The sequence below is a fragment of the Mycobacterium sp. H4Y genome (assembly GCF_000364405.1).
Classification (GTDB): domain Bacteria; phylum Actinomycetota; class Actinomycetes; order Mycobacteriales; family Mycobacteriaceae; genus Mycobacterium; species Mycobacterium intracellulare.
Window position 1 is genome coordinate 537,865 of record NZ_AKIG01000002.1, and the last position, 22,984, is coordinate 560,848.

Below are 22,984 nucleotides of genomic sequence, written 5' to 3' on the forward strand. Positions count from 1 at the left end.
CTGGACTCCTCACTGGGTTACTCGTCAGTAGGGGCGTGCTGCACCAAGGCTAACCGCTAGTCCAGATCGTCGTGCGCCATCAGCCGCCGCGCCGCCTCCGTGATCGAGCCGGACAGCGACGGGTACACGGCCAGCGTCTGAGCCAGCTCGTTGACCGTGATGCGGTTCTGCACGGCCACGGCGATCGGCAGGATCAGCTCGGACGCGATCGGCGCCACCACCACGCCGCCGATCACCACACCGGTGGACTTGCGACAGAACACCTTCACAAAGCCCTGCCGCAGCCCGGACATCTTCGCGCGCGCGTTGGTGCGCAGCGGCAGCATGATCGTGCGCGCGGACACCGAACCGTCGTCGATCATCGTCTGCGGCACCCCGACCGCGGCGATCTCGGGCCGGGTGAACACCGTCGCCGCCACCGTGCGCAGCCGGATCGGGCTGACGCCCTCGCCCAGCGCGTGATACATCGCGATGCGGCCCTGCATGGCCGCGACCGAGGCCAGCGGCAGCAGGCCGGTACAGTCGCCGGCGGCGTAGATGCCGGACACCGAGGTCCGCGACACCCGGTCCACGGTCAGGTAGCCGCCGCGGCCCAGCTCGATGCCGACCCGTTCGAGGCCCAGGCCGTCGGTGTTGGGCACCGAACCGATGGTCATCAGCGCGTGGCTGCCCTCCACGGTGCGCCCGTCGGCCAGGGTGACCAGCACGCCGTCCCCGGTGCGGGTGACCGACGCGGCGCGGGCGTTCTTCACCAGCTTCACGCCGCGCTCGGAGAACGCGGCCTCCAGCACCCGGGCGGCGTCGGCGTCCTCATACGGCAGCACCCGGTCGCGGCTGGCGACGACCGTCACCGGCACACCCAATTCGGTGTAGGCGTGCACGAACTCCGCCCCGGTGACCCCCGACCCGACCACGATCAGGTGCTCGGGCAGCGCCTCCAGGTCGTAGAGCTGGCGCCAGGTCAGGATGCGCTCGCCGTCGGGCTGGGCCGACGGCAGCACCCGCGGGCTGGCGCCGGTGGCGATCAGCACCACGTCGGCCTCGTACTCGCTGGTGGTGCCGTCCCGGGCGGTTGCCCTGATGTTGTGGCGGGCCAGCCCGGGCGTGGGGTCGATCAGCTCGCCGCGGCCGGCCACCACGCGCACGCCCACGCCGAGCAGCTGATCGGCGATGTCGGCCGACTGATCGGTGGCGAGTTGCTTGACGCGGGAGTGGATCTGCCGCAGCGAGAGCTTGGCGTCGTCGATGTCGATCTCGAAACCCAGCCGCGGCGCGCGGCGCAACTCGGTGCGCAGCCACGTCGACGCGATGAACGTCTTGGACGGCACGCAGTCGTCCAGGACGGCGGCCCCGCCGATTCCCTCGGACTCGATGACGGTGACGTGAGTCGTGTCGGGGTGGGAAGTGGCGGCCACCAGCGCGGCTTCGTAACCGGCCGGGCCGCCACCGAGGATCACGATGCGCGTCGCCACAGCCCTAACCTAACGAAGCCGGGCGCACGCCGCCCAACGCTCGGGGGAAGACCGGGCCAGCTCGGACGTCTAAGCTTTCCCCGTGCCGCTCTACGCCGCGTACGGGTCGAACATGGACCCCGAACAGATGCTGAAGCGCGCACCCCATTCGCCGATGGCCGGAACGGGCTGGCTGCACGGGTGGCGGTTGACGTTCGGCGGCGAGGACATCGGCTGGGAGGGCGCGCTGGCCACGGTGGTCGAGGATCCGGACTCCAAGGTGTTCGTCGTCCTCTACGACATGACACCGGCCGACGAGGTCAACCTGGACCGCTGGGAGGGCTCGGAGTTCGGCGTCCACCAGAAGATCCGCTGCCGGGTCGAGCGCATCTCGTCGGACACCACCACCGACCCGGTCCTGGCGTGGCTGTACGTGCTGGACGCGTGGGAGGGCGGACTTCCGTCGGCCCGGTACCTCGGGGTCATGGCGGACGCCGCCGAAATCGCCGGTGCGCCAAGCGATTACGTGCACAGCCTGCGCACTCGACCGGCCCGCAACATCGGCCCGGGCACCAGCGCCTGAAAAATCACTCGCCTCTGGGCGATCGGGAGTGTAGACAGACAGACCGAAAACGCACGCGTACTTCCACGGAAGGAATTCGACTGTCAATCCTGTCCGCACCGCCGCTCGCCGACGCACTGGCGCGGGCGTTCGCCGCCGCGGTCAACCCGGCCCCCAAGGCCGCCGTGCGCTTCCCCGAGGTTTCGGGCCGCACCAGCGAAATCACCGTCCCCACCCGGCACGGCCCCACCCGCGCGACCGTCTATCACCCGCCGGCCGGCACCACCGACCCGCCCGTCTATGTCAACGTGCACGGCGGCGGGTTCGTGGTCGGGCACCCCGAACAGGACGACCCGTGGTGCCGCTACCTGGCCGCCAACGCGGGCGTGGTGGTGATCAACCCCGACTACGCGCTGGCGCCGCGTCACCGCTTTCCCGCCGCGGTGCACCAGATCTACGACGTGGTGCGCTGGGCCGCCGGCCCGCAGCACGACTGGGACGGCGCGCGGCTGTGCGTCGGCGGCCAGAGCGCGGGCGGCAACCTGTCCGCCGCGGCGGCCCGGCTCGCGCGGGAGGACGGCGGCCCGCCCATCGCACTGCAGGTGCTGCACTACGCCCCGCTTGACCTGGTCACGCCCACCCGCGACAAGCCGTCCACGCTCGGCCGCCGGGCGATCATGAAGCCGTGGATGGGCGAGGTCTTCGACACCGCCTACATACCCGAGCGGGCGCAGCGGCGCGACCGCCTGGCCTCGCCCGCCTGGGGGAACAACGCCGACGACATCGCCGGCATCGCGCCGGCGCTGGTCGTGACGGCCGAGCACGACCGCCTTTGTGGCGAAGCCCGCCGGTACGCGGAGAAGCTGGACGCGGCAGGCGCGTTGGCGGAGTACTACGAGGTGGCCGGCGTCGACCACGGATACAACATCATGAGCCAGGCCGGCGACGTCACGCGCCGCGCGTACGCCCACATCGCCGGCCACGTCGTGCGCGCCACCAACCGCGGCGGCACCCGCTAAGAGCGCCCGAACGCCGCCGACTGCTCGACGATGTTGGCCAGCACCCGCACCCCGATCGCCAGGGCCCGCTCGTCGAGATTGAACGTCGGCTGGTGCAGGTCCAGCTGCGGCCCCACCCCCGGCCACACCCCCAGCCGCGCCATCGCGCCCGGGATTTCCTCCAGGTACCAGGAGAAGTCCTCGCCGCCCCCGGACTGGCGGGTGTCGGCCAGCGCGTCGGGGCCGACGGCCTCGATCGCGTGGGTGAGGATGCGCGTCGACACGTCCTCGTTGACCACCGGCGGCACGCCGCGGCGGTATTGCAGCGTGTGCTCGATGGCCAGCGGCGCCAGCAGCCCGGACACGGTCTCGCGGATGATCTCCTCGAGCCCTACCCAGGTCTGCCGGCTGGCGGTGCGCACGGTGCCGGCCAGCACGCCGGTCTGCGGGATGGCGTTGGCGGCCACGCCGGCGTTGACCGCGCCCCACACCAGCACGGTGCCGTTGCGCGGGTCGATGCGCCGCGACAACACCCCGGGCAGGCCGGTGATCAGCGTGCCCAGCCCGTACACGAGGTCGGCGGTCAGGTGGGGGCGAGAGGTGTGGCCGCCGGGTGAGTACAGCGTGATCTCGATCTGGTCGGCGGCCGAGGTGATGGGGCCGTGCCGGACCGCGATCTTGCCGACCTCCAGCCGGGGATCGCAGTGCAGCGCGAAGATCCGGGACACCCCGCTGATGGCGCCGGCCGCGATGGCGTCGATCGCCCCGCCGGGCATGAGTTCCTCGGCGGCCTGGAAGAGCAACCGCACCCCGATCGGCAGCTCGGGGACCGACGCCAGCACCAGGGCCGTGCCCAGCAGGATGGCGGTGTGCGCGTCGTGGCCGCAGGCGTGCGCGACGTTGGGCATGGTCGACGTGTAGGGGGCGCCGGTACGTTCGGCCATCGGCAAGGCATCCATGTCGGCCCGCAGCGCGATCCGGGGCTCGTGCTCGGGGCCGATGTCGCAGACCAGTCCCGTGCCGCCGGGCAACACCTTCGGGTTGAGCCCCGCTTCGGCCAGCCGCTCGGCGACGAACTGGGTGGTGGCGTACTCCTGGCGGCCCAGCTCGGGGTAGCGGTGGATGTGCCGGCGCCATTCGACCAGGTCTGCGTGATGAGAGGCCAGCCAGGATTCGGCGGCGTCGGCGAGTCTCATGCGCGCTCCCCGCCGCATCTGCGTTCGTGCGCCGCCATCACCCGGTCGCGTTCGGCGGGCGTCTGGGCCAGCTGGACCACCGTGCGTGCCAGCATGATCGCGCCCTCGATCACGGCGCGGTCGGCGCTGGGGTTGGTGGCGGCCTCGGCGAAGCCGCGCTGGTGCACCATGGCCCCGCCGGAGTCGAGCCCGATCACCGGGTGGATCCCCGGCAGCGCCTTGGTCACGTTGCCCATGTCGGTGCTGCCCATGGGCAGCGCCGCCTCGTACTCGCGGGCCACCGGCTCGCGGCCGAGCCGGCGCATCTCCTCGCGAAAGACGTCGGCCAGCCATTGGTCGGGGGTGAGTTCGTCGTAGGCGGGTGCCGGGTTGTCGATGTCGTATTCGCAGCCGGTGGCCAGCGCGCCCGCGGCGAAGCAGGCGTACATCCTGCCCTCGAGTTCCCGGAGCGAGTCGGCTTCGACCGCGCGCATCGCGTACTGAAGCGTCGCGCGCCCGGGGATGACGTTGACCGCCTGCCCGCCGTCGGTGACGATCCCGTGCACCAGCTGCCCGGGCGCCAGTTGCTGGCGCAGCAGCCCGACGGCCACCTGCGCGACGGTCACGGCGTCGGCGGCGTTGATCCCGAGGTGCGGCGCGACGGCGGCGTGGGATTCCGTGCCGCGGTACGTGATGGTCGCCTCGGACAGGGCCAGCGAGCGGGCCGCGGCGATATCCGTCGGCCCGGGATGGAGCATGACGGCGGCGGCGATGTCATCGAACACCCCCGCCCGCAACAACAGCGCCTTGCCGCCGCCGGCCTCCTCGGCGGGAGTCCCCAGCAGCGCCACCCGCAGGCCCAGCTCGTCGGCGACCTCGGCAAGCGCCAGCGCGGTGCCCACCGCCGAGGCGGCGATGATGTTGTGGCCGCAGGCGTGCCCGATCTCGGGCAGCGCGTCGTATTCGGCGCACACCCCGACGGTCAGCGGCCCGCTGCCGTAGTCGGCCCGGAAGGCGGTGTCCAGACCACCGGGGGCGGCGGTGATCTCGAAGCCACGCTCGGCGACGAGTGCCTGCGCCTTGGCGCAGCTGCGGTGCTCGGCGAACGCCAGCTCGGGCTCGGCGTGAATGGCGTGCGACAACTCGACGAGGTCGCCGCCGCGCCGCCGCACGACAGCTTCGACGCTGTCCAGCAGGCTGTCTAACGGGGCGGTGGGCACTCTCGCAGTATGTCACTCACCGGCCTACGGCCCTGAGGCCCTGAGGGCTACACCAGCCCGGCGATGAAACTCGCCGCCTGGCCCGGGTAGGGCGGGGCGGAGTAGTCGTGGTGCGCATCCCTGTCGCGACCGCCGACGACGCAGACGGGATCACCTTCGCTGCACAGGTCGATGGTGCGGCCGGCGAACGCGCCCGTCGACGACAGGGGTGTGTCGAAGCGGTTGCCGGGATTGCCGAACACCGCGACGGCCCTGATCTTGTTGGCCAGGGCGGGATCCAGCGGGGGCGCCGATCCGAAGTTCCCGATGCGCTGGCCGACGGGCGGCACCCCGGCGAGCATCGAGATCGCGGCGGCGCCCTGCGAGAAGCCGCCGAGCACCAGCCGCGTGGACGGGCACTGGTCGACCATCTCCGCGATGTGGTCGCGTGCGTCGTTGGCGGCGTCGGCGGTCGTCAGGAAGTTGTAGCTGGCCGGATAGTTCACCGCATAGGAATCGACGGTGCGCGACCCCAGCGCGGGCTGCAGGGCGGCGAACAGCGCGTCGCCCACCACACCCAGGCCCGGCGGCTCGGCGGTGCCGCGGGCGAAGATCAGTTGGACGTTCGGACAGTCCGCCTTGGCCGACGGCGCCGGGCCGAATGTGACCGAAACCACTGACAGCACAACACCAACGGCGATTGCAATGACCGGGCCAACCACCGGCCACCTACGAAGACTCATACGCCAGATCTTGACACATACCGGCGACACCGTCGCCGGGCCAGGTTCGATCGCCCGGCTCCTCACTCGCGCCTCAACGGCGCTCGCCGTCCCCGGGCCAGGTTCGATCGCCCGGCTCCTCACTCGCGCCTCAACGGCGCTCGCCGTCCCCGGGCTAGGTTCGATTGCCCGACTCCTCACTCGCGCCTCAACGGCGCTCGCCGTCGCCGGGCTAGGTTCGATTGCCCGACTCCTCACTCGCGCCTCAACGGCGCTCGCCGTCGCCGGGCTAGGCTCCGGCTGTGACCCAAACCTCGTCCGACCCAGGCGACCTCGCGCGCCGCGCCGCCGCGGTCATCGCCGAGCGCACCGGAATCGACGAGCATGACGTCGCCATCGTTCTCGGCTCGGGATGGTCGCCGGCGGTCGCCGCGCTCGGCACCGAGGCGATCGGGAAGACCGCCGTGCTGCCCCAGGCCGACCTGCCCGGCTTCCGGCCGCCCACCGCGATCGGGCACACCGGCGAGCTGTTGTCGATGCGCATCGGCGAACACCGAGTGCTGGTGCTCGTCGGCCGCATCCACGCCTACGAGGGCCACGACCTGTGCCACGTCGTGCACCCGGTGCGGGCGGCCTGCGCGGCCGGCGTGCGCGCGGTCGTGCTCACCAATGCGGCGGGCGGACTGCGCCCGGACATGGCCGTCGGCGAACCGGTGTTGATCAGCGACCAGCTGAACCTGACCGCGCGTTCCCCGCTGGTCGGCCCGCAATTCGTGGACCTGACCGACGCCTACTCCCCGCGGCTGCGCGAATTCGCCCGCCAGGCCGACCCGACGCTGACCGAGGGCGTCTACGCCGGCCTGCCCGGCCCGCACTACGAGACCCCCGCGGAAATCCGGATGCTGCGCACGCTGGGCGCCGACCTCGTCGGCATGTCGACGGTGCACGAGACCATCGCGGCGCGGGCCGCCGGCGCCGAGGTGCTCGGGGTGTCGCTGGTGACCAACCTGGCCGCCGGCATCGGCGGCGAGCCGCTCAGCCACGCCGAGGTGCTCTCCGCGGGGGCCGCGTCCGCCAGCCGGATGGGCGCCCTCCTGGCCCTGATCCTCGAGCGGCTGCCCCGGTTTTAGGACCATGACGCCCGAGGAGTGGATCGCCCACGACCCCGACCCGCGGACAGCCGCCGAGCTCGCCGCGTGCGACGCGGGAGAATTAGCCGCGCGGTTCGCCCGTCCCCTGAGGTTCGGCACCGCGGGCCTGCGCGGCCCGGTGCGCGGCGGGCCCGACGCGATGAACGTCGCGGTGGTGTCGCGCACCACCTGGGCGGTGGCGCAGGTGCTCAAGCGGCGCGCCCCGGCCGGAGGGCGGGTGATCGTGGGGCGCGACGCCCGGCACGGTTCGGCGGTATTCGCCACGGTGGCCGCCGAAGTGCTTGCCGATCAAGGGTTTTCGGTGCTGTTGCTGCCCGGTCCGGTGCCGACCCCGGTGGTCGCGTTCGCGGTGCGCCACACCGGCGCGCTGGCCGGGATCCAGATCACGGCGTCGCACAACCCGCCGGCCGACAACGGCTACAAGGTGTACGTCGACGGCGGCATCCAGCTCGTCTCCCCCACCGACCGCGAGATCGAGGCCGCGATGGCCGACGCCCCGCCCGCCGACCAGATCGGCAGGGCCCCCGTCGAACCGGGCCAGGCCGATCTGGTCGAGCGCTACGTCGAGCGCGCGTCCGGGCTGCGGCGCGGGGCCGGCTCGGCGCGGGTCGCCCTGACGGCCCTGCACGGGGTGGGCGGCGCGGTGGCCGTGGAGACGCTGCGCCGCGCCGGCTTCGCCCAAGTGCACACCGTCGCAGCGCAATTCGCTCCGGACCCGGACTTCCCCACCGTCGCGTTCCCCAACCCCGAGGAGCCGGGTGCCGCCGACGCGCTGTTGGCCCTGGCCTCCGACGTGCGCGCCGACGTGGCGATCGCGCTGGATCCCGACGCCGACCGGTGCGCCGTCGGCATCCCCGACAAAGCGGGGTGGCGGATGCTGTCCGGCGACGAAACCGGTTGGCTGCTGGGCGATTACATTCTTTCCCAGCCGCAGCGCGCCGAAACGCCGGTGGTGGCCAGCACCCTGGTGTCCTCGCGGATGCTGTCGGCCATCGCCGCGCACCGCGGCGCCGTCCACGTCGAAACCCTCACCGGCTTCAAATGGCTGGCGCGCGCCGATGCCGAGGTCCCCGGCGGCACCCTGGTATACGCCTACGAGGAAGCGATCGGGCACTGCGTCGACCCGGACGCCGTGCGCGACAAGGACGGCATCAGCGCCGCCGTCCTGGTGTGCGACCTGGTGGCCACGCTGCTGCGCCAAGGCCGTTCGGTCGTCGACCTGCTCGACGAGCTGGCGCGGCGGTACGGGGTGCACGACGTCGCCGCGATCTCGCGCCGGGTCGCCGACCCCGCCGAGGCGGCCGCGCTGATGCACCGGCTGCGGACCACCCCGCCGGCGACGCTGGCCGGGTTCCCCGCCGGGCTCACCGACGTCACCGACGCGCTGATCTTCACCGGCGGTGACGACCACACGTCGGTCAGGGTGGTGGTGCGGCCCTCCGGGACCGAGCCGAAACTGAAGTGCTACTTGGAGATTCGCTGCGCGCCTAGCGACGATCTGGATTCTTCGCGGCGGCGCGCCGATGCCCTGCGCGCTGAGCTGGTCGCTGCGATGCGGGGCTGGTGAACAGGTTCGGCCCGAACTGGCGGTCCCCCGCGTCGCCGAGGCCAGGCACGATATAGGCCGACTTGTTGAGTCCCTTGTCGACCGCGGCGGTCAACACTCGCGCGTCCGGCGCCGCTTTCTGCACGGCCGCAAGGCCTTCCGGCGCGGCGACCACGCACAGCGCGGTGATGTCGGTGGCGCCGCGGCGCTGCAGCAGGCCGATGGTGTGGGCCATCGACCCGCCGGTGGCCAGCATGGGGTCGAGGACCATCACCGGCCGGCGCGCGAGTTTGTCGGGCAGCGCCTCGAGATACGGGACCGGCAGGTGGGTTTCCTCGTCGCGGGCGACACCGACGAAACCCACCTCCGCCTCGGGTATCGCGGCCTGGGCGGCCTCGACCATGCCCAACCCGGCCCGCAGCACCGGAACCAGCAGCGGCGGGTTGACCAGTCGCGTCCCGGCCGTCGCGGCCACCGGGGTGCGGATCCTGACCGACTTTCGCGGCGCCTCCCGGCTGGCCTCGTACACCAGCATCAGCGTGAGCTCGCGTAGCGCGGCCCGAAACCCGGCATTGTCGGTGCGTTCGTCGCGCAGCACCGTCAGCCTGGCCGCGGCCAGCGGGTGGTCGATCACGCGCACGTCCATCCCATGAAGGGTATATAACGATCGGGCAAAGCCCTTCTGACACGCTTGCGTTCGTCCCGGCCATACCGCAGGCGCGTTCGTATACTCCCGGGGTGTCGCGCGAAAAACGAAGTCCGAGAAGCCTACTCGGCAGGGCGCATCGCCTCCTGCTGGCGCTCGGCGTGGTCGCATTGGTGGCACTGGCGGCAAGTCCGCTGACCCCGCGCATAGGCCTTGCGGCAGCGGCCATTCCGCAACCGGCGCACATCGTGATCGTGGTGGAGGAAAACCGTTCCGAGAACGCCATCATCGGCAACAAGTCGGCGCCCTTCATCACCTCCCTGGCCGCCAATGGCGCCAACATGACGCAGTCATACGCCGAAACCCACCCCAGCGAACCGAATTACCTGGCGCTGTTCGCGGGCAACACCTTCGGGGTGACCAAGGACCTGTGCCCGATCAACGCCGGCGCCGCCCCCAATCTCGGTTCCGAATTGCTGGCCGCGGGCCGCACGTTCGTCGGCTTCGCCGAAGGCCTGCCAACCGTCGGCTCGCCGGTGTGCACCGCGGGCAAGTACGCGCGCAAGCACGTGCCGTGGGCCAACTTCACCAACGTGCCGGCGGCGAACTCGATGCCGTTCTCCGCGTTCCCGATGGGCAACTACGCCAGCCTGCCGACCGTGTCGTTCGTCATCCCCAACAACGACAACAACATGCACGACGGGTCCATCGCGCAGGCCGACGCCTGGCTGAATCGCCAGCTGTCCGGTTACGCCAATTGGGCGGTGGCCAACAACAGCCTGCTGATCCTGACGTTCGACGAGGACGATAACGGCAGCCACAACCAGATCCCCACGGTGTTCTACGGCGCCCACGTCCGCCCCGGCAACTACAGCGAGCAGATCAACCACTACAACGTGCTTTCCACCGTGGAGCAGATGTACGGGCTGCCCAAGACGGGCTATGCCGCAAGCGCCGCGCCCATCACCGACATCTGGGGCTAGACCACTGGGCTGATGGTGGCGACCCGCTTCACCCGGCCCCGCCGCGCTCGCGATCGCCACTGGGCTGATGGTGGCGACCCGCTTCACCCGGCTCCGCCGCGCTCGCGATCACCACTGGGCTGATGGTGGCGACCCGCTTCACCCGCCTCCGCCGCGCTCGCGATCACCACTGGGTCGATGGTGGCGACCCGCTTCACCCGGCTCCGCCGCGCTCGCGATCACCACTGGGTCGATGGTGGCGACCCGCTTCACCCGGCTCCGCCGCGCTCGCGATCACCACTGCCCGGCGGCGCCTTGGCCGGTCGTCGCTATTCTGTGCCGCATGGCTGCTGACCTCGTGCCCATTCGCCTGAGCCTGTCCGCCGGCGACCGCTACACCGTGTGGGCGCCCCGCTGGCGTGACTCCGGCGACGAGTGGGAGGCCTTCCTGGGCAAGGACGAGGACCTGTTCGTCTTCTCCTCCATCGCCGACCTGGTGGCGTTCGTGCGGTCCGACACCGACAACGACCTGACCGACCACCCGGCGTGGAAGGCCCTGACGTCGGCGCACGCGCATGACTTCGAGCCCGCCGAGGACAAGCAGTTCGATCTGGTCGCGGTCGAGGAGCTGGTCTCCGAGAAGCCCACCGCGGAATCGGTGTCCGCGCTGGCGGGCACGCTGGCCATCGTGTCGTCCATCGGATCGGTGTGCGAGCTGGCGGCGGTGTCGAAGTTCTTCAACGGCAACCCCAGCCTGGGCACGGTGTCGGGCGGGGTCGAGCACTTCACCGGCAAGGCCGGCGCCAAACGCTGGCATGCGATCGCCGAGATCATCGGGCGCAGCTGGGACGACGTGCTGGGCGCGATCGATGACATCGCCACCACCCCCGACGTCGACGCCAAGTTGTCGGCCAAGGCCGAAGACGAACTGGCCGAGGAGCGCGAAGAGGCCGAGACCGAGGACGCCGTCGAGGAATCCGCGGCCGACGACATGGACGACGACGTTGACGACGACGTTGACGAAGACGACGAGGACGACGACACCGAAGCCCGGGCGGCCGGCGACACCGCGGTGCTCGGCGGCGACAAGGACTTCTGGCTGCAGGTCGGCATCGATCCGATCCGGATCATGACGAGCTCGGGCACCTTCTTCACCCTGCGCTGCTACCTCGACGACGACCCGATCTTCCTGGGCCGCAACGGACGGATCAGCGTGTTCCCGTCCGAGCGCGCGCTGGCCCGCTACCTGGCCGACGAGCACGACCACGACCTGTCCGATCTGAGCACCTACGACGACATCCGCACCGCCGCCACCGACGGGTCGCTCACGGTCGAGGTCACCGACGACAACATCTACGTGCTCACCGGCCTGGCCGACGACCTGGCCGACGGGCCCGAGGCCGTCGACCGGGAGCAACTGGAACTGGCCGTCGAGGTGCTCCGCGACATCGGCGACTACTCCGAGGATCCCGCGGTGGACAAGGCGCTCGAAACCAACCGGCCGCTGGGCAAATTGGTGGCCGCCGTGCTCGAACCCGGCTCGGTCACCAAGCCGTCGCCGCCGTACGCCGCGGCGGTGCGCGAGTGGGAAAAGCTGGAGCAATTCGTCGAGGGCCGGCTCCGCCGCGAGTAGGGCGTTTCACGGGCTAGGTTGGTGACGTGTCGCTTCCCGGAATCGGCCCGCTGCCGCTGTACGGGTTCCAGCGCCCGGCCATGTTGCTGTTCGGTTTGGTGCCCCTGGCCCTGCTGGCCGTCTACGTCGTGGTGCAGGCCCGTCGCAACCGACGGCTGCACCGCTACACCGACGCCCCCGTGGCGCAGTCGCCGTGGCGGCACCTGCCGATCGCCGCGTCGCTGCTCAGCCTGGCGTTGCTGACGATCGCGCTGGCCACCCCCACCCACGACATGCGCATCCCGCGCAACCGCGCGGTCATCATGCTCGTCATCGACATGTCGCAGTCCATGCGGGCGACCGACGTCGAACCCAATCGGCTCAAGGCCGCCGAACAAGCGGCGAGCCAGTTCGCCAGCCAGCTGACGCCCGGCATCAACCTCGGGCTGGTCGGCTTCGCCGGCACGCCCTACTTGCTGGTCCCGCCCACTCCGCAGCACCAGGCGACCATCGACGCGCTCAAGAAGCTGGACTTCGCCGACAGCACGGCCACCGGCCAGGCCATCTTCACCGCCCTGCACGCGATCGGCGCCACGGCGGTCACGGGGGGCGACAATCCGCCGCCGGCCCGCATCGTGCTGCTGTCCGACGGCCGCGAGAACAAGCCGTCGAACCCCAGCGATCCGCACGACGGTGTCTACACCGCGGCGCGCCTGGCCAAGGACGAGGGCGTGCCCATCTCGACGATCTCGTTCGGAACGAAGGGCGGCGAGATCGAGATGGACGGGCAGCGCGTCGCGGTCCCGGTGTCGACCGACCAGATGAAGACGATCGCCCGGCTCTCCGGCGGGCAGCCCTACACCGCCACCAACATCGGCGAGCTCAACAAGAGCTACAACGCGATCGAGAACGAGATCGGCTACCGCACCGTGCCGGGACCCGGCAGTTCCGGCTGGCTACGCCTGGGGGTGCTCGCGGCGCTGATCGCGACGGCGTTGGCGCTGTTGATCAACCGACGCCTGCCGACCTAGCGCCCGTCCACCGACCGAGCCCCGCCCGGCGGGTCAGGCGGGCAGCCTGCGGTTCAGCAGCAGGCCGGCCAGCACGGCGCCGGCCATCACGACGGCACCGAGCAGCATCCACGCCAGGCTCGCGTCGCCCTTGACGGTTTCGTAGCCGATCTGGCGCTGCAGCGTCGTGTACACGTTCTTCAGCGAGTCCAGGCTGTCGGCGTGGAACGCCTCGCCGTCGGTGATCTCGCAGATCTTCTGCAGGGTCTGATCGTCCACCGGGACCGGAATGGTGGCGCCCTCGTAGTCGACGGTCCCGTACGGGGTGCCGAACGAGATCGTCGAGATCTGCACGCCTTGGCCCTTGGCGGCCCGGGCGGCGGTGAACGCCCCCTGCGGAGCGTTGGGGTCCAGCGGCACGTTCTCGGCGCCGTCGGACTCCAGCACGATCCGCGCCGGCGGCGGGCCTTCGCCGCCGCCCATCACCGAGCCGACCGTCGCGATCGCCTGCAGCGCGGTGAAAATGCCTTCTCCCGTAGCGGTTTTCGGGGCGGGCTGCAGACTGTCGATGCCCGACTTCACCGCGCCGCGGTTCGTCGTCGGGGGCACCAGCAGCGTGGCGTTGGCCGCGAACTCCACCAGCCCCAGGTTGATGGCCGGCGTCAGCTGATCGGCGAACTGCTTGCCGGCCTCCTTCGCCGCGGCCAGGCGGTTGGGCGGAACATCGTTGGAGGCCATCGATTCCGAGACGTCGATGACGAGCATCACGACCGCCCGGTTGAGCGGGATCCGCACATCCGACGTCGGCCCGGCCATCGCCGTGGTCAGCAGCACCAGCGACGTGGCCAACAGGATGGTCGGCACGTGCCGCCACCGGCTCGGGTGCGGCGGGGCCACGCGCTCCAGCACCTCCATGTTGGCGAACCGCAGCACCCGGCGACGGCGGGCGAATTGCTGCACGACATAAAGGCCGATCACCAGCAGCACGGCCAGCAGCGCGAGGAAGAACCAGGGGTTCTGGAATCCAGTCAGCGACACCGGGCCCAGCAGCGGCACCTTCATGTCGAGCCACACTAGGCGTCGAATCCGGGCCCCGCATCGGGCCCCGGCTCAGCCCGCGGCGAGATCGCGGCGCTGGGTGAACTTGATGTCGAGGCTGCGCAGGTGGGTCTGCAGCCCGGCGTCCTGGACCGGGATCAGGTGGGCCGGCTCGTCGGTCTCGTTGTAGTGGGCGTGCCACATGCCCGGCGGGGTGGTGAAGGCGCCACCGGCCTGCCAGTCCACCCGGATCGGATCGACGATGTCGCCGCGCGCGTCGAGACGCGTGCCCAGCAGCGTGTAGCAGCCGGCCGCGGGCGCGTCCAGGATGAGGTCCAGCGCGACCGACTGGTGCCGGTGCGGGCGCTGGACCTGATGGGGCGGAAGCACGCCGAACATGGCCCACAACACGTGCGTGATGGTCAGGGTCTGCTCCTGCTCGGCGTTGGCCAGCAGGACACTGACGCGGCTCTTCTCGTTGGCGCCGGGCCGCGACGCGATCTCGGTCAGCTTGGCGACGGCGTCGGCGCGGCGGAACTTGGTCGCGCGGAAGCGGGGCCGGGTCGCGTCGGCGCCGAGGTAACGCATCAGGGGCTCGTCGTGCACCCAGTACATGGCCGTGTCCGCGCCGGCATAGAACACCGAGTGCGCGCCGGCGGGCAGCGTCACGAAGTCGCCCTTCTCCCACTCGATCAGGCGGCCGTTGACCGCCGCGAACCCCCGCCCGTAGAGCACGTAATACAGCTGCGAGGTGGCGTTGGGGTGGGTGTCGACGTGCTCGTTCGCGCGAATGGACACGAAGTTGGCCAGCAGCGCGGGGCTGGTCGCCGCGCCGGCCGGGCCACCCAGCTCGGCCGACAGGTCCAGCGGGATCACGCCGGTCGGCGCGTCAAGGTAGAGCTCGGGACCGAACCGCCGGATCGGCACCCGCGGGGTCAGCCCCGAGCCGATCGGGTTGGCGGCCCTGGAGTACTCGAAGTATTCGGCCTGCTCGGCCCACTCTTCGAACCGGCCCTCGAACGCGTACTCGGCGACGTTGACCATCGGCGCGGGGACCGTCGGGTCCAGGTTCGGGGTCGCTAGCTGCTGCATGTCGGTCTCCCTTGCCGCTCAGGTGTATCTGGTATCTAAATAGTATTTATCTTGTATCTAAGCGTCAAACGTCCCAGCTAGACGCGGTCGGTGTACGGTCAATTGGTCGGTTGAGATACGACTTAGCTACCAGAAGGGCCGGGTGTGGCGGCGAAGGACAGGCGGACGGGGACGGCCAAGGACCGCGCGCTGGACTACGTCAAGACGCGGGTGCTCACCGGCGAGTTCCCCGGCGGCGAGCTGATCAGCGAGGGCGACGTGGCCAGCGCGCTGGGGATGTCGCGCACGCCGGTGCGCGAGGCGTTTTTGCGGCTGGAGGCCGAGGGGCTGCTGCGCCTGTATCCCCAACGGGGGGCCCTGGTGGTTCCGGTGTCGCCCGACGAGGTGCGCGCGGTGATGGAGGCGCGGCTGGTGCTCGAGCAGTTCGCGGCGGGCAAGGTGATCGGGCGCGGCGGCGCCGCGTGCGCCGCCGTGTTCGGGCGCCTATCCGGCGAGCTTGCCCGGCAACGCGACGCGGCCGCCGCGGCGGACTGGCGAGAATTCGTGGAGGCCGACCGCGCCTTCCACGCCATCACGCTGCAGGAGTCGGGCAACGCCATCCTGTCCGGCTTCTACGCGTCCCTGCGCGACCGCCAGATGCGGATGATCGGCGAATCGACGCTGCGCGACCCCGACCGGGTGGCCACGATTCTCGAGGAGCATCGGGGTATCGCCGAAGCCCTGCGCGACGGCGATCGCGCGCGAGCGGCGACCGCGGTGCAGACCCACCTGGCCGGCACGGTGCGCGCCATCGGCCTGTCGGTCGACCCGGATCCGTTATGGGCTACCGGATCTGGCCGCGATGGAGCAGACTGATCGAATAACGCGGGGGCGCAGCGCTCCCGGTCCGCATATATCGGGGGGAACGATGACCTGGGTGACGGCCTCGCGGTTGCGCGGCACGATGACGAAAACGGTTGTGGCCCTGTCGATTCTGGGGGCGGCCACGACGATCCCGGCGAACGCGGCACCCGGCTTCGCGCGCACACCCGCCGCGCCGCTCGACGATCCCGATCCCGGCCTTCCCACCAACCCGTCGGATCCCCGATGCGCGGGGATGCCGGGGCTGGCGCAGTGCCAGGGCGGCCCGTACGCCATGGGCGGGGCACCCACCGGCCCCGCGGATTTGAGTTGCATCAGCATGCCCAGCGACCCGGTGTGCGCGGGTGGCCCGTACGCCCCGCCGCCACCGCCGCCCATCGCGCCGCCACCGGAACCGCCGGCGCCCATGGCCGCGGCACCGATGGCCCCGCCGCCGATGGTGGAGCCACCTCCAATGCCGGCGGCCGACCCGTCGATGGGGATGCCCGGGCACATCTGAGAACGCCGCACCGGCGGCTCAGCCGATCAGCACCGCGTACCGCGGCTTGATCACCTCGTCGATGATGGCCAGCCGCTCGTCGAACGGGATGAACGCGGACTTCATCGCGTTGATGGTGAACCGTTCGAGGTCGCTCCAGCCGTAGCCGAACGCCTCCACCAGGCGGAGCATCTCGCGGCTCATGAAGGTATCGCTCATCAACCGGTTGTCGGTGTTGACGGTCACGCGGAATCGGGCGCGGGCCAGCAGGTCGAACGGATGCTCGGCGATGCTCTTGACGGCGCCGGTCTGCACGTTCGAGCTCGGACACAGTTCCAGCGGAATTCGCTTGTCCCGCAGGATCGCCGCCTGCTGACCCAACCGGACCTGCCCGTCGGGCAGCACGTCGATGTCGTCGACGATCCGCACCCCGTGGCCCAGCCTGTCGGCGCCGCAGAACGCGATCGCCTCGTGGATGGACGGCAAGCCGAACGCCTCGCCGGCGTGAATGGTGAAGCGCGCGTTGTGGTCTCGCATGTACTCGAAGGCATCCAGGTGGCGCGTTGGCGGGTTGCCGGCCTCGGCGCCGGCGATGTCGAAGCCGACAACGCCCTTGTCCCGGAACCGGATTGCCAGCTCGGCGATCTCGCGGGACACCGCCGCGTGCCGCATCGCGGTGACCAGCAGGCGCACCACGATCGGACGGCCAGCGCCGGCACAGGCCTTCTCGCCGTCGGCGAATCCGGCCAGCACGGCATCGACGATCGCGTCGAAGGACATCCCGCGGTCGATGTGCAGCTCGGGTGCGAACCGCACCTCGGCGTAGACCACCGAGTCGGCGGCCAGGTCTTCCACGCACTCGTAGGCGACACGGTGCAGCGCCTCGGGCGTCTGCATTACCGCGACGGTGTGGGAAAACGGCTCCAGGTAGCGCTCCAGCGAGCCGCTGTGCGAACGCGTGCGAAACCACGTCGCCAGCTCGTCGACGTCGGTGGCGGGCAGCTCGTCGTACCCGGTCTGCCCGGCGATCTCCAGCACGGTCGACGGGCGCAGCCCGCCGTCGAGGTGGTCGTGCAGCAGGGCCTTGGGGGCCTTGCGGATCTGCTCGAGGCCCAGCGGCGCGGTCATTGCGCGATCCGATCGATGATCAGCGGACGCGAAGCCGGAGCGGCGTCGCCGACGCTGAAGGCGCCGTCCAGCTCGGCGAGCGCCGCGCCGAAGCGCTCCGGGGTGTCGGTGTAGAGGGTGAACAGCGGCTCACCGGCCGTGACCGGCTCGCCGGGGCGGCGGTGCAGCCGGATGCCGGCGCCGAACTGCACGCGATCGCCCGGACGGGATCTGCCCGCTCCGAGCCGCCAAGCCGCCAGCCCCACTGCCATCGCGTCGATATCGCCCATTGTGCCGCCCCGGGCGGCGGTCACGGTCTCGGCATGCCGAGCGATCGGCAGCGGCACCGACAAATCGCCGCCCTGGGCGGCGACGAGCTGGCGAAACCGGTCCATCGCGGTGCCGTCCCGCAGCGTCTCGGCGGGATCGCGGCCGTCGACCCCGGCCAGCTCGAGCATCTCGCAGGCCAGCCGCAGCGTCAGCTCGACGACGTCGGGCGGCCCGCCCCCGGCCAGCACCTCGAGCGACTCGGCGACCTCGAGGGCGTTGCCGACGGTCGCGCCCAGCGGGGTGTTCATGTCCGTCAGCAGCGCGCGGGTGGGCACCCCGTGCGCGGCGCCCAGCGCGACCATGGTGCTCGCCAGGTCGCGGGACTGCGTTTCCGAGTCGGTGAATGCCCCGGATCCGACCTTCACGTCGAGCACCAGCGCGCCGGCCCCCTCGGCCAGCTTCTTGCTCATCACCGAGCTGGCGATCAGCGGCAGCGACTCGACGGTGGCGGTGACGTCGCGCAGCGCGTACAGCTTGGCGTCGGCCGGGGCCAGGTCACCGGCGGCGAAGATGGCCGCGCCGAGGTCGCGCAGTTGGTCGCGCACCCGCCGGCCGGACAGCGCGGCGGTGAATCCGGCGATGGATTCCAGCTTGTCCAGCGTGCCGCCGGTGTGGCCGAGCCCGCGGCCCGACGCCTGCGGCACCGCGGCGCCGCACGCGGCGACGACGGGCACCAGGGGCAGGGTGATCTTGTCCCCCACCCCGCCGGTCGAGTGTTTGTCGACCGTGGGCACGCCGAGGTCGCTGAAGTCGAGCCGCTCGCCCGAGGCCAGCATCGCCGACGTCCACCGGGCCGTCTCGCCGCGATCCATGCCCCGCAACAGGATCGCCATCAGCAGGGCCGCCATCTGCTCCTCGGCCACCCGGCCGGCGGTGTAGGCGTCGACGACCCAGTCGATGGCGGCGTCGGACAACCGGCCGCCGTCGCGCTTGGTCCTGATCACCGTGGGCGCATCGAAGGCGGGCGGCATCAGCGGCGCCCGGCGGCCACGTCGTCGGGACCGAAGGCATCCGGCAGCAGGTCCCCGAGCCGGCGCGGCCCGCGCGGATGGTCGATCAGCAACTCGGGACCGCCGTGTTCGAACAGCACCTGGCGGCATCGTCCGCACGGCATCAGCACCGATCCGCGCTGGTCCACGCACGCCAGCGCGACCAGCCGGCCGCCGCCGGTGGAATGCAGGGCGCACACCACGGCGCACTCGGCACAGAGACCAAGGCCATATGAGATGTTCTCCACATTGCACCCGGTGACGACGCGGTGATCGTCGACCAGCGCGGCCGCACCGACTGCGAACCGCGAGTACGGCGCATAGGCCCCTTCCGATGCCCGGATTGCCTTGTCCCGCAACGTATTCCAGTCGATCTCCGGCATCGCGCAACCCCGCTCGTCGGTGGCCGTTTCCGACAGTCACCCTAGCCGCAAAACGGCATTTCGCTTGACGGACATTGACGCAAGCCACACCGTGCGCGAGCTAAGCTCAAGTGCCCGGCGTGACTGTCGCGCAACGTCGCAAGAAGGTCGCAAGAAGGCTGGTGAGGACTGGGGTGACTACACAACCGACAACCGCGGATCCGGCGGCACCCGCACCGGCGACCTCGCGCAAACGCAGGCCGCCGCGGACCCTCTACCGGGGCGATCCCGGCATGTGGTCGTGGGTGCTGCATCGCATCAGCGGCGCGACCATCTTCTTTTTCCTGTTCGTGCACGTCCTGGACGCGGCGATGCTGCGGGTCAGCCCGCAGACCTACAACGCGGTGATCCACGACTATCAGATGCCCATCGTCGGCCTGATGGAATACGGCCTGATCGCCGCGGTGCTCTTCCACGGCCTGAACGGGATCCGGGTGATCCTGATCGACTTCTGGTCCGAGGGCCCGCGCTACCAGCGCCTGATGTTCTGGATCGTCGGCGTCGTGTTCCTGCTGCTGATGGTCCCGGCCGGCGTCGTGACCGTCATCCACATGATGGAGCACTTCCGATGAGCAGCCCCGACCTCCAGCTGACCCGCGGCCAGACGGCGCCGGTCAAACAACGCAGCTACGACCGGCCCGCCAGCCTGGACAATCCCCGCTCGCCGCGGCGCCGGTCCGGCATCCCCAACTTCGAGAAGTTCGCCTGGCTGTTCATGCGGTTCTCGGGCATCGCGCTGTTCGTGCTGGCGATCGGCCACCTGTTCATCATGCTGATGTGGGACAACGGCGTGTACCGCATCGACTTCAACTATGTGGCGCAGCGCTGGGCGTCGCCGTTCTGGCAATTCTGGGACCTGGCGCTGCTGTGGCTGGCGCAGCTGCACGGCGGCAACGGCCTGCGCACGATCATCGACGACTACAGCCGCAAGGACAGCACCCGGTTCTGGCTCAACAGCCTGCTGTTGCTGTCGATGGGGTTCACGTTGGTGCTGGGCACCTACGTGCTGCTGACGTTCGACCCCAACATTCACGCCTGACGGAGGGAGGCTGACCCGTGATCCAGCAACACCGGTACGACGTGGTGATCGTCGGCGCGGGCGGCGCAGGGATGCGCGCCGCGGTGGAAGCTGGTCCCCGGGTGCGCACCGCGGTGCTGACCAAGCTCTACCCCACCCGCAGCCACACCGGCGCCGCCCAGGGCGGCATGTGCGCGGCGCTGGCCAACGTCGAAGAGGACAACTGGGAATGGCACACCTTCGACACCGTCAAGGGCGGCGACTACCTCGCCGACCAGGACGCGGTGGAGATCATGTGCAAGGAAGCCATCGACGCGGTGCTCGACCTGGAAAAGATGGGGATGCCGTTCAACCGCACCCCCGAGGGCCGCATCGACCAGCGCCGGTTCGGCGGACACACCCGCGACCACGGCAAGGCCCCTGTGCGCCGGTCCTGTTACGCCGCCGATCGCACCGGCCACATGATTCTGCAGACGCTGTACCAGAACTGCGTAAAGCACGACGTGCAGTTCTTCAACGAGTTCTACGCGCTGGACCTGGTTTTGACGCAGACGCCGAGCGGGCCGGTGGCCACCGGCGTGGTCGCCTACGAGCTGGCCACCGGCGAGATCCACGTCTTCCACGGGAAGGCGATCGTGCTCGCCACCGGCGGTTCGGGCCGCATGTACAAGACCACCTCCAACGCACACACGCTGACCGGCGACGGCATCGGCATCGTCTTCCGCAAGGGACTTCCCTTGGAGGACATGGAGTTTCACCAATTTCACCCGACCGGCCTGGCCGGTTTGGGCATCCTGATCTCCGAGGCCGTGCGCGGCGAGGGTGGCCGGCTGCTCAACGGCGAGGGTGAGCGGTTCATGGAACGCTACGCACCGACGATCGTCGACCTGGCACCGCGCGACATCGTCGCTCGCTCAATGGTTTTGGAAGTCCTGGAGGGCCGCGGCGCCGGCCCGCACAAGGACTACGTCTACATCGACGTCCGCCACCTCGGCGAGGACGTGCTCGAGGCCAAGCTGCCCGACATCACCGAGTTCGCCCGCACCTATCTGGGCGTGGACCCGGTCAAGGAGCTGGTCCCGGTGTACCCGACGTGTCACTACGTGATGGGCGGCATCCCGACCACCGTCACCGGACAGGTGTTGCGGGACAACACCTCCACGGTCCCGGGCCTGTACGCGGCGGGCGAATGCGCGTGCGTGTCGGTGCATGGCGCCAACCGGCTGGGCACCAACTCGCTGCTGGACATCAACGTGTTCGGCCGCCGGGCCGGCATCGCCGCCGCCAATTACGCACGGGGACACGACTTCGTGGACATGCCGCCGGATCCGGCGGCGATGGTCGTCGGCTGGGTGGGCGACATCCTCTCCGAGCACGGCAACGAGCGCGTCGCCGACATCCGCAACGCGTTGCAGCAGTCGATGGACAACAACGCCGCGGTGTTCCGCACCGAGGAGACGCTCAAGCAGGCGCTGACCGACATCCACGCCCTGAAGGAGCGCTATTCGCGAATCACCGTGCACGACAAGGGGAAGCGATTCAACAGCGACTTGCTGGAAGCCATCGAGCTGGGCTTCTTGCTCGAGCTGGCCGAGGTCACCGTGGTCGGCGCGCTGAACCGCAAGGAGTCCCGCGGCGGGCACGCCCGCGAGGACTACCCCAACCGCGACGACGTCAACTACATGCGCCACACCATGGCCTACAAGCAGGGCACCGACCTTTTGAGCGACATCGCGCTGGACTTCAAGCCCGTGGTGCAGACGCGCTACGAACCCAAGGAACGGAAGTACTGATGACGGACGTTGCAGAGCCGCAGGCCGAAAGTCTGGAACCGCCCCTTCCGCCGGTTCCCGACGAGGCGGTGATGGTGACCGTCAAGATCGCCCGGTTCAACCCCGACCAGCCCGATGCCTACGCGGAAACCGGTGGCTGGCAAAGCTTTCGGGTGCCCTGCCTGCCCAGCGACCGGATGCTCAATCTGCTGATCTACATCAAGAGCTACCTGGACGGGACGCTGACCTTCCGGCGCTCCTGCGCGCACGGCGTGTGCGGGTCGGATGCCATGCGGATCAACGGTGTCAACCGGCTGGCCTGCAAGGTGCTGATGCGCGACCTGCTCCCCAAGAAGGCGGGCAAATCGCTGACCATCACGGTCGAGCCGATCCGCGGGCTGCCGGTCGAGAAGGACCTCGTGGTCGACATGGAGCCGTTCTTCGACGCCTACCGCGCCGTCAAGCCGTACCTGATCACCACCGGCAACCCGCCGACGCGCGAACGCATTCAGAGCCCGACCGACCGCGCCCGCTACGACGACACCACCAAGTGCATCCTGTGCGCGGCGTGCACCACCAGCTGCCCGATCTTCTGGCACGAGGGCAGCTACTACGGCCCGGCCGCGATCGTCAACGCCCACCGGTTCATCTTCGACAGCCGCGACGAGGCGGCCGCCGAGCGCCTGGACATCCTCAACGAGGTCGACGGCGTATGGCGGTGCCGCACCACGTTCAACTGCACCGAGGCCTGCCCGCGCGGCATCCAGATCACCAAGGCGATCCAGGAGGTCAAGCGCGCGATCATGTTCTCGCGCTGACCGGCCGCGTCTGCTCGTCACACAT

23 protein-coding genes are annotated in these 22,984 nt (G+C 70.3%); 13 read left to right on the forward strand and 10 right to left on the reverse strand.

What is annotated here, in order from left to right:
• Window positions 1-56 precede the first annotated feature (56 nt).
• Window positions 57-1,472, reverse strand: coding sequence for an NAD(P)H-quinone dehydrogenase (locus tag W7U_RS16330; RefSeq protein ID WP_008259962.1), 1,416 nt, complete (start codon window positions 1,470-1,472; stop codon window positions 57-59).
• A gap of 82 nt (window positions 1,473-1,554) precedes the next feature.
• Here W7U_RS16330 and W7U_RS16335 point away from each other — a divergent pair, with 82 nt between their 5' ends.
• The gene (locus W7U_RS16335; RefSeq protein WP_008259963.1) at window positions 1,555-2,034 is read left to right on the forward strand and encodes a gamma-glutamylcyclotransferase; all 480 of its coding nucleotides are present in this window, start codon (window positions 1,555-1,557) and stop codon (window positions 2,032-2,034) included.
• 164 nt (window positions 2,035-2,198) lie between these two features.
• Window positions 2,199-3,032 (forward strand): alpha/beta hydrolase, encoded by an 834-nt coding sequence (locus W7U_RS16340; protein ID WP_008259964.1) that lies wholly within the window; start codon window positions 2,199-2,201, stop codon window positions 3,030-3,032.
• Here W7U_RS16340 and W7U_RS16345 read toward each other — a convergent pair.
• From W7U_RS16345 to W7U_RS16355, 3 genes are read right to left on the reverse strand one after another with little or no spacing between them, the layout of a single operon-like run.
• A complete protein-coding gene (locus W7U_RS16345; protein WP_008259966.1) occupies window positions 3,029-4,207 on the reverse strand; it encodes an amidohydrolase in 1,179 nt (392 codons plus the stop codon). The two genes, W7U_RS16340 and W7U_RS16345, sit on opposite strands and share 4 nt — an antisense overlap.
• Complete coding sequence (locus tag W7U_RS16350; protein WP_008259968.1) at window positions 4,204-5,406, reverse strand: M20 family metallopeptidase; 1,203 nt, start codon at window positions 5,404-5,406, stop codon at window positions 4,204-4,206. Before W7U_RS16350 ends, W7U_RS16345 begins: the two co-directional genes overlap by 4 nt.
• 47 nt (window positions 5,407-5,453) lie before the next feature.
• Window positions 5,454-6,068, reverse strand: coding sequence for a cutinase family protein (locus W7U_RS16355; RefSeq protein ID WP_026071215.1), 615 nt, complete (start codon window positions 6,066-6,068; stop codon window positions 5,454-5,456).
• Between the two features lie 341 nt (window positions 6,069-6,409).
• On the opposite strand from W7U_RS16355, the gene W7U_RS16360 reads away from it, so the two are divergent.
• Both W7U_RS16360 and W7U_RS16365 read left to right on the forward strand, forming a co-directional pair.
• Window positions 6,410-7,237 carry a purine-nucleoside phosphorylase gene (locus W7U_RS16360; RefSeq protein ID WP_008259972.1) on the forward strand — a complete coding sequence of 276 codons (828 nt, stop codon included), beginning with the start codon at window positions 6,410-6,412 and terminating at the stop codon, window positions 7,235-7,237.
• 4 nt (window positions 7,238-7,241) lie between these two features.
• Window positions 7,242-8,825 carry a phospho-sugar mutase gene (locus W7U_RS16365; RefSeq protein WP_008259974.1) on the forward strand — a complete coding sequence of 528 codons (1,584 nt, stop codon included), beginning with the start codon at window positions 7,242-7,244 and terminating at the stop codon, window positions 8,823-8,825.
• Here W7U_RS16365 and upp read toward each other — a convergent pair.
• On the reverse strand, window positions 8,746-9,450 hold the full coding sequence (gene upp, locus W7U_RS16370; RefSeq protein ID WP_008259984.1) for a uracil phosphoribosyltransferase: 705 nt from the start codon (window positions 9,448-9,450) through the stop codon (window positions 8,746-8,748). The two genes, W7U_RS16365 and upp, sit on opposite strands and share 80 nt — an antisense overlap.
• Before the next feature lie 161 nt (window positions 9,451-9,611).
• On the opposite strand from upp, the gene W7U_RS16375 reads away from it, so the two are divergent.
• From W7U_RS16375 to W7U_RS16385, 3 genes are all read left to right on the forward strand, one after another.
• Window positions 9,612-10,433: an alkaline phosphatase family protein gene (locus W7U_RS16375; protein WP_008259986.1), complete on the forward strand. Its 822-nt coding sequence runs from the start codon at window positions 9,612-9,614 to the stop codon at window positions 10,431-10,433.
• Between the two features lie 322 nt (window positions 10,434-10,755).
• Window positions 10,756-12,045, forward strand: coding sequence for a hypothetical protein (locus tag W7U_RS16380; RefSeq protein WP_008259989.1), 1,290 nt, complete (start codon window positions 10,756-10,758; stop codon window positions 12,043-12,045).
• Window positions 12,046-12,071: 26 nt separating this feature from the next.
• Window positions 12,072-13,055: a VWA domain-containing protein gene (locus W7U_RS16385; RefSeq protein ID WP_008259990.1), complete on the forward strand. Its 984-nt coding sequence runs from the start codon at window positions 12,072-12,074 to the stop codon at window positions 13,053-13,055.
• Between the two features lie 33 nt (window positions 13,056-13,088).
• Here W7U_RS16385 and W7U_RS16390 read toward each other — a convergent pair whose 3' ends face one another.
• Both W7U_RS16390 and W7U_RS16395 read right to left on the reverse strand, forming a co-directional pair.
• Complete coding sequence (locus tag W7U_RS16390) at window positions 13,089-14,096, reverse strand: VWA domain-containing protein (RefSeq protein WP_008259993.1); 1,008 nt, start codon at window positions 14,094-14,096, stop codon at window positions 13,089-13,091.
• Window positions 14,097-14,144: 48 nt separating this feature from the next.
• Window positions 14,145-15,164, reverse strand: coding sequence for a cupin (locus tag W7U_RS16395; protein ID WP_008259998.1), 1,020 nt, complete (start codon window positions 15,162-15,164; stop codon window positions 14,145-14,147).
• A gap of 144 nt (window positions 15,165-15,308) precedes the next feature.
• On the opposite strand from W7U_RS16395, the gene W7U_RS16400 reads away from it, so the two are divergent.
• Both W7U_RS16400 and W7U_RS26505 read left to right on the forward strand, forming a co-directional pair.
• On the forward strand, window positions 15,309-16,019 hold the full coding sequence (locus W7U_RS16400) for a GntR family transcriptional regulator (protein ID WP_008260000.1): 711 nt from the start codon (window positions 15,309-15,311) through the stop codon (window positions 16,017-16,019).
• A 52-nt stretch (window positions 16,020-16,071) separates the two neighbouring features.
• Window positions 16,072-16,524 carry a hypothetical protein gene (locus W7U_RS26505; protein WP_036429473.1) on the forward strand — a complete coding sequence of 151 codons (453 nt, stop codon included), beginning with the start codon at window positions 16,072-16,074 and terminating at the stop codon, window positions 16,522-16,524.
• A gap of 18 nt (window positions 16,525-16,542) precedes the next feature.
• On the opposite strand, the gene W7U_RS16410 is transcribed toward W7U_RS26505, so the two are convergent.
• The 3 genes from W7U_RS16410 to W7U_RS16420 are packed head-to-tail and all read right to left on the reverse strand — an operon-like array spanning window position 16,543 to window position 19,312.
• Window positions 16,543-17,631 carry an adenosine deaminase gene (locus W7U_RS16410; protein ID WP_008260006.1) on the reverse strand — a complete coding sequence of 363 codons (1,089 nt, stop codon included), beginning with the start codon at window positions 17,629-17,631 and terminating at the stop codon, window positions 16,543-16,545.
• Window positions 17,628-18,914, reverse strand: coding sequence for a thymidine phosphorylase (locus tag W7U_RS16415; protein ID WP_085976863.1), 1,287 nt, complete (start codon window positions 18,912-18,914; stop codon window positions 17,628-17,630). Before W7U_RS16415 ends, W7U_RS16410 begins: the two co-directional genes overlap by 4 nt.
• Window positions 18,911-19,312, reverse strand: a complete 402-nt coding sequence (locus tag W7U_RS16420) for a cytidine deaminase (protein WP_008260008.1) — start codon at window positions 19,310-19,312, stop codon at window positions 18,911-18,913. The genes W7U_RS16415 and W7U_RS16420 overlap by 4 nt, the downstream gene beginning before the upstream one ends.
• Window positions 19,313-19,584: 272 nt before the next feature.
• On the opposite strand from W7U_RS16420, the gene sdhC reads away from it, so the two are divergent.
• Genes sdhC through W7U_RS16440 form a run of 4 tightly spaced genes read left to right on the forward strand, consistent with a single transcriptional unit; the run spans window position 19,585 to window position 22,959 of the window.
• The gene (gene sdhC, locus W7U_RS16425; protein ID WP_008260009.1) at window positions 19,585-19,923 is read left to right on the forward strand and encodes a succinate dehydrogenase, cytochrome b556 subunit; all 339 of its coding nucleotides are present in this window, start codon (window positions 19,585-19,587) and stop codon (window positions 19,921-19,923) included.
• On the forward strand, window positions 19,920-20,390 hold the full coding sequence (locus W7U_RS16430) for a succinate dehydrogenase hydrophobic membrane anchor subunit (RefSeq protein WP_008260010.1): 471 nt from the start codon (window positions 19,920-19,922) through the stop codon (window positions 20,388-20,390). The genes sdhC and W7U_RS16430 overlap by 4 nt, the downstream gene beginning before the upstream one ends.
• Before the next feature lie 17 nt (window positions 20,391-20,407).
• Window positions 20,408-22,162 (forward strand): succinate dehydrogenase flavoprotein subunit, encoded by a 1,755-nt coding sequence (sdhA, locus tag W7U_RS16435; RefSeq protein ID WP_008260011.1) that lies wholly within the window; start codon window positions 20,408-20,410, stop codon window positions 22,160-22,162.
• Entirely contained in the window at window positions 22,162-22,959 is a 798-nt protein-coding gene (locus W7U_RS16440) for a succinate dehydrogenase iron-sulfur subunit (RefSeq protein WP_008260012.1), read from the forward strand. Before sdhA ends, W7U_RS16440 begins: the two co-directional genes overlap by 1 nt.
• Window positions 22,960-22,984 lie beyond the last annotated feature (25 nt).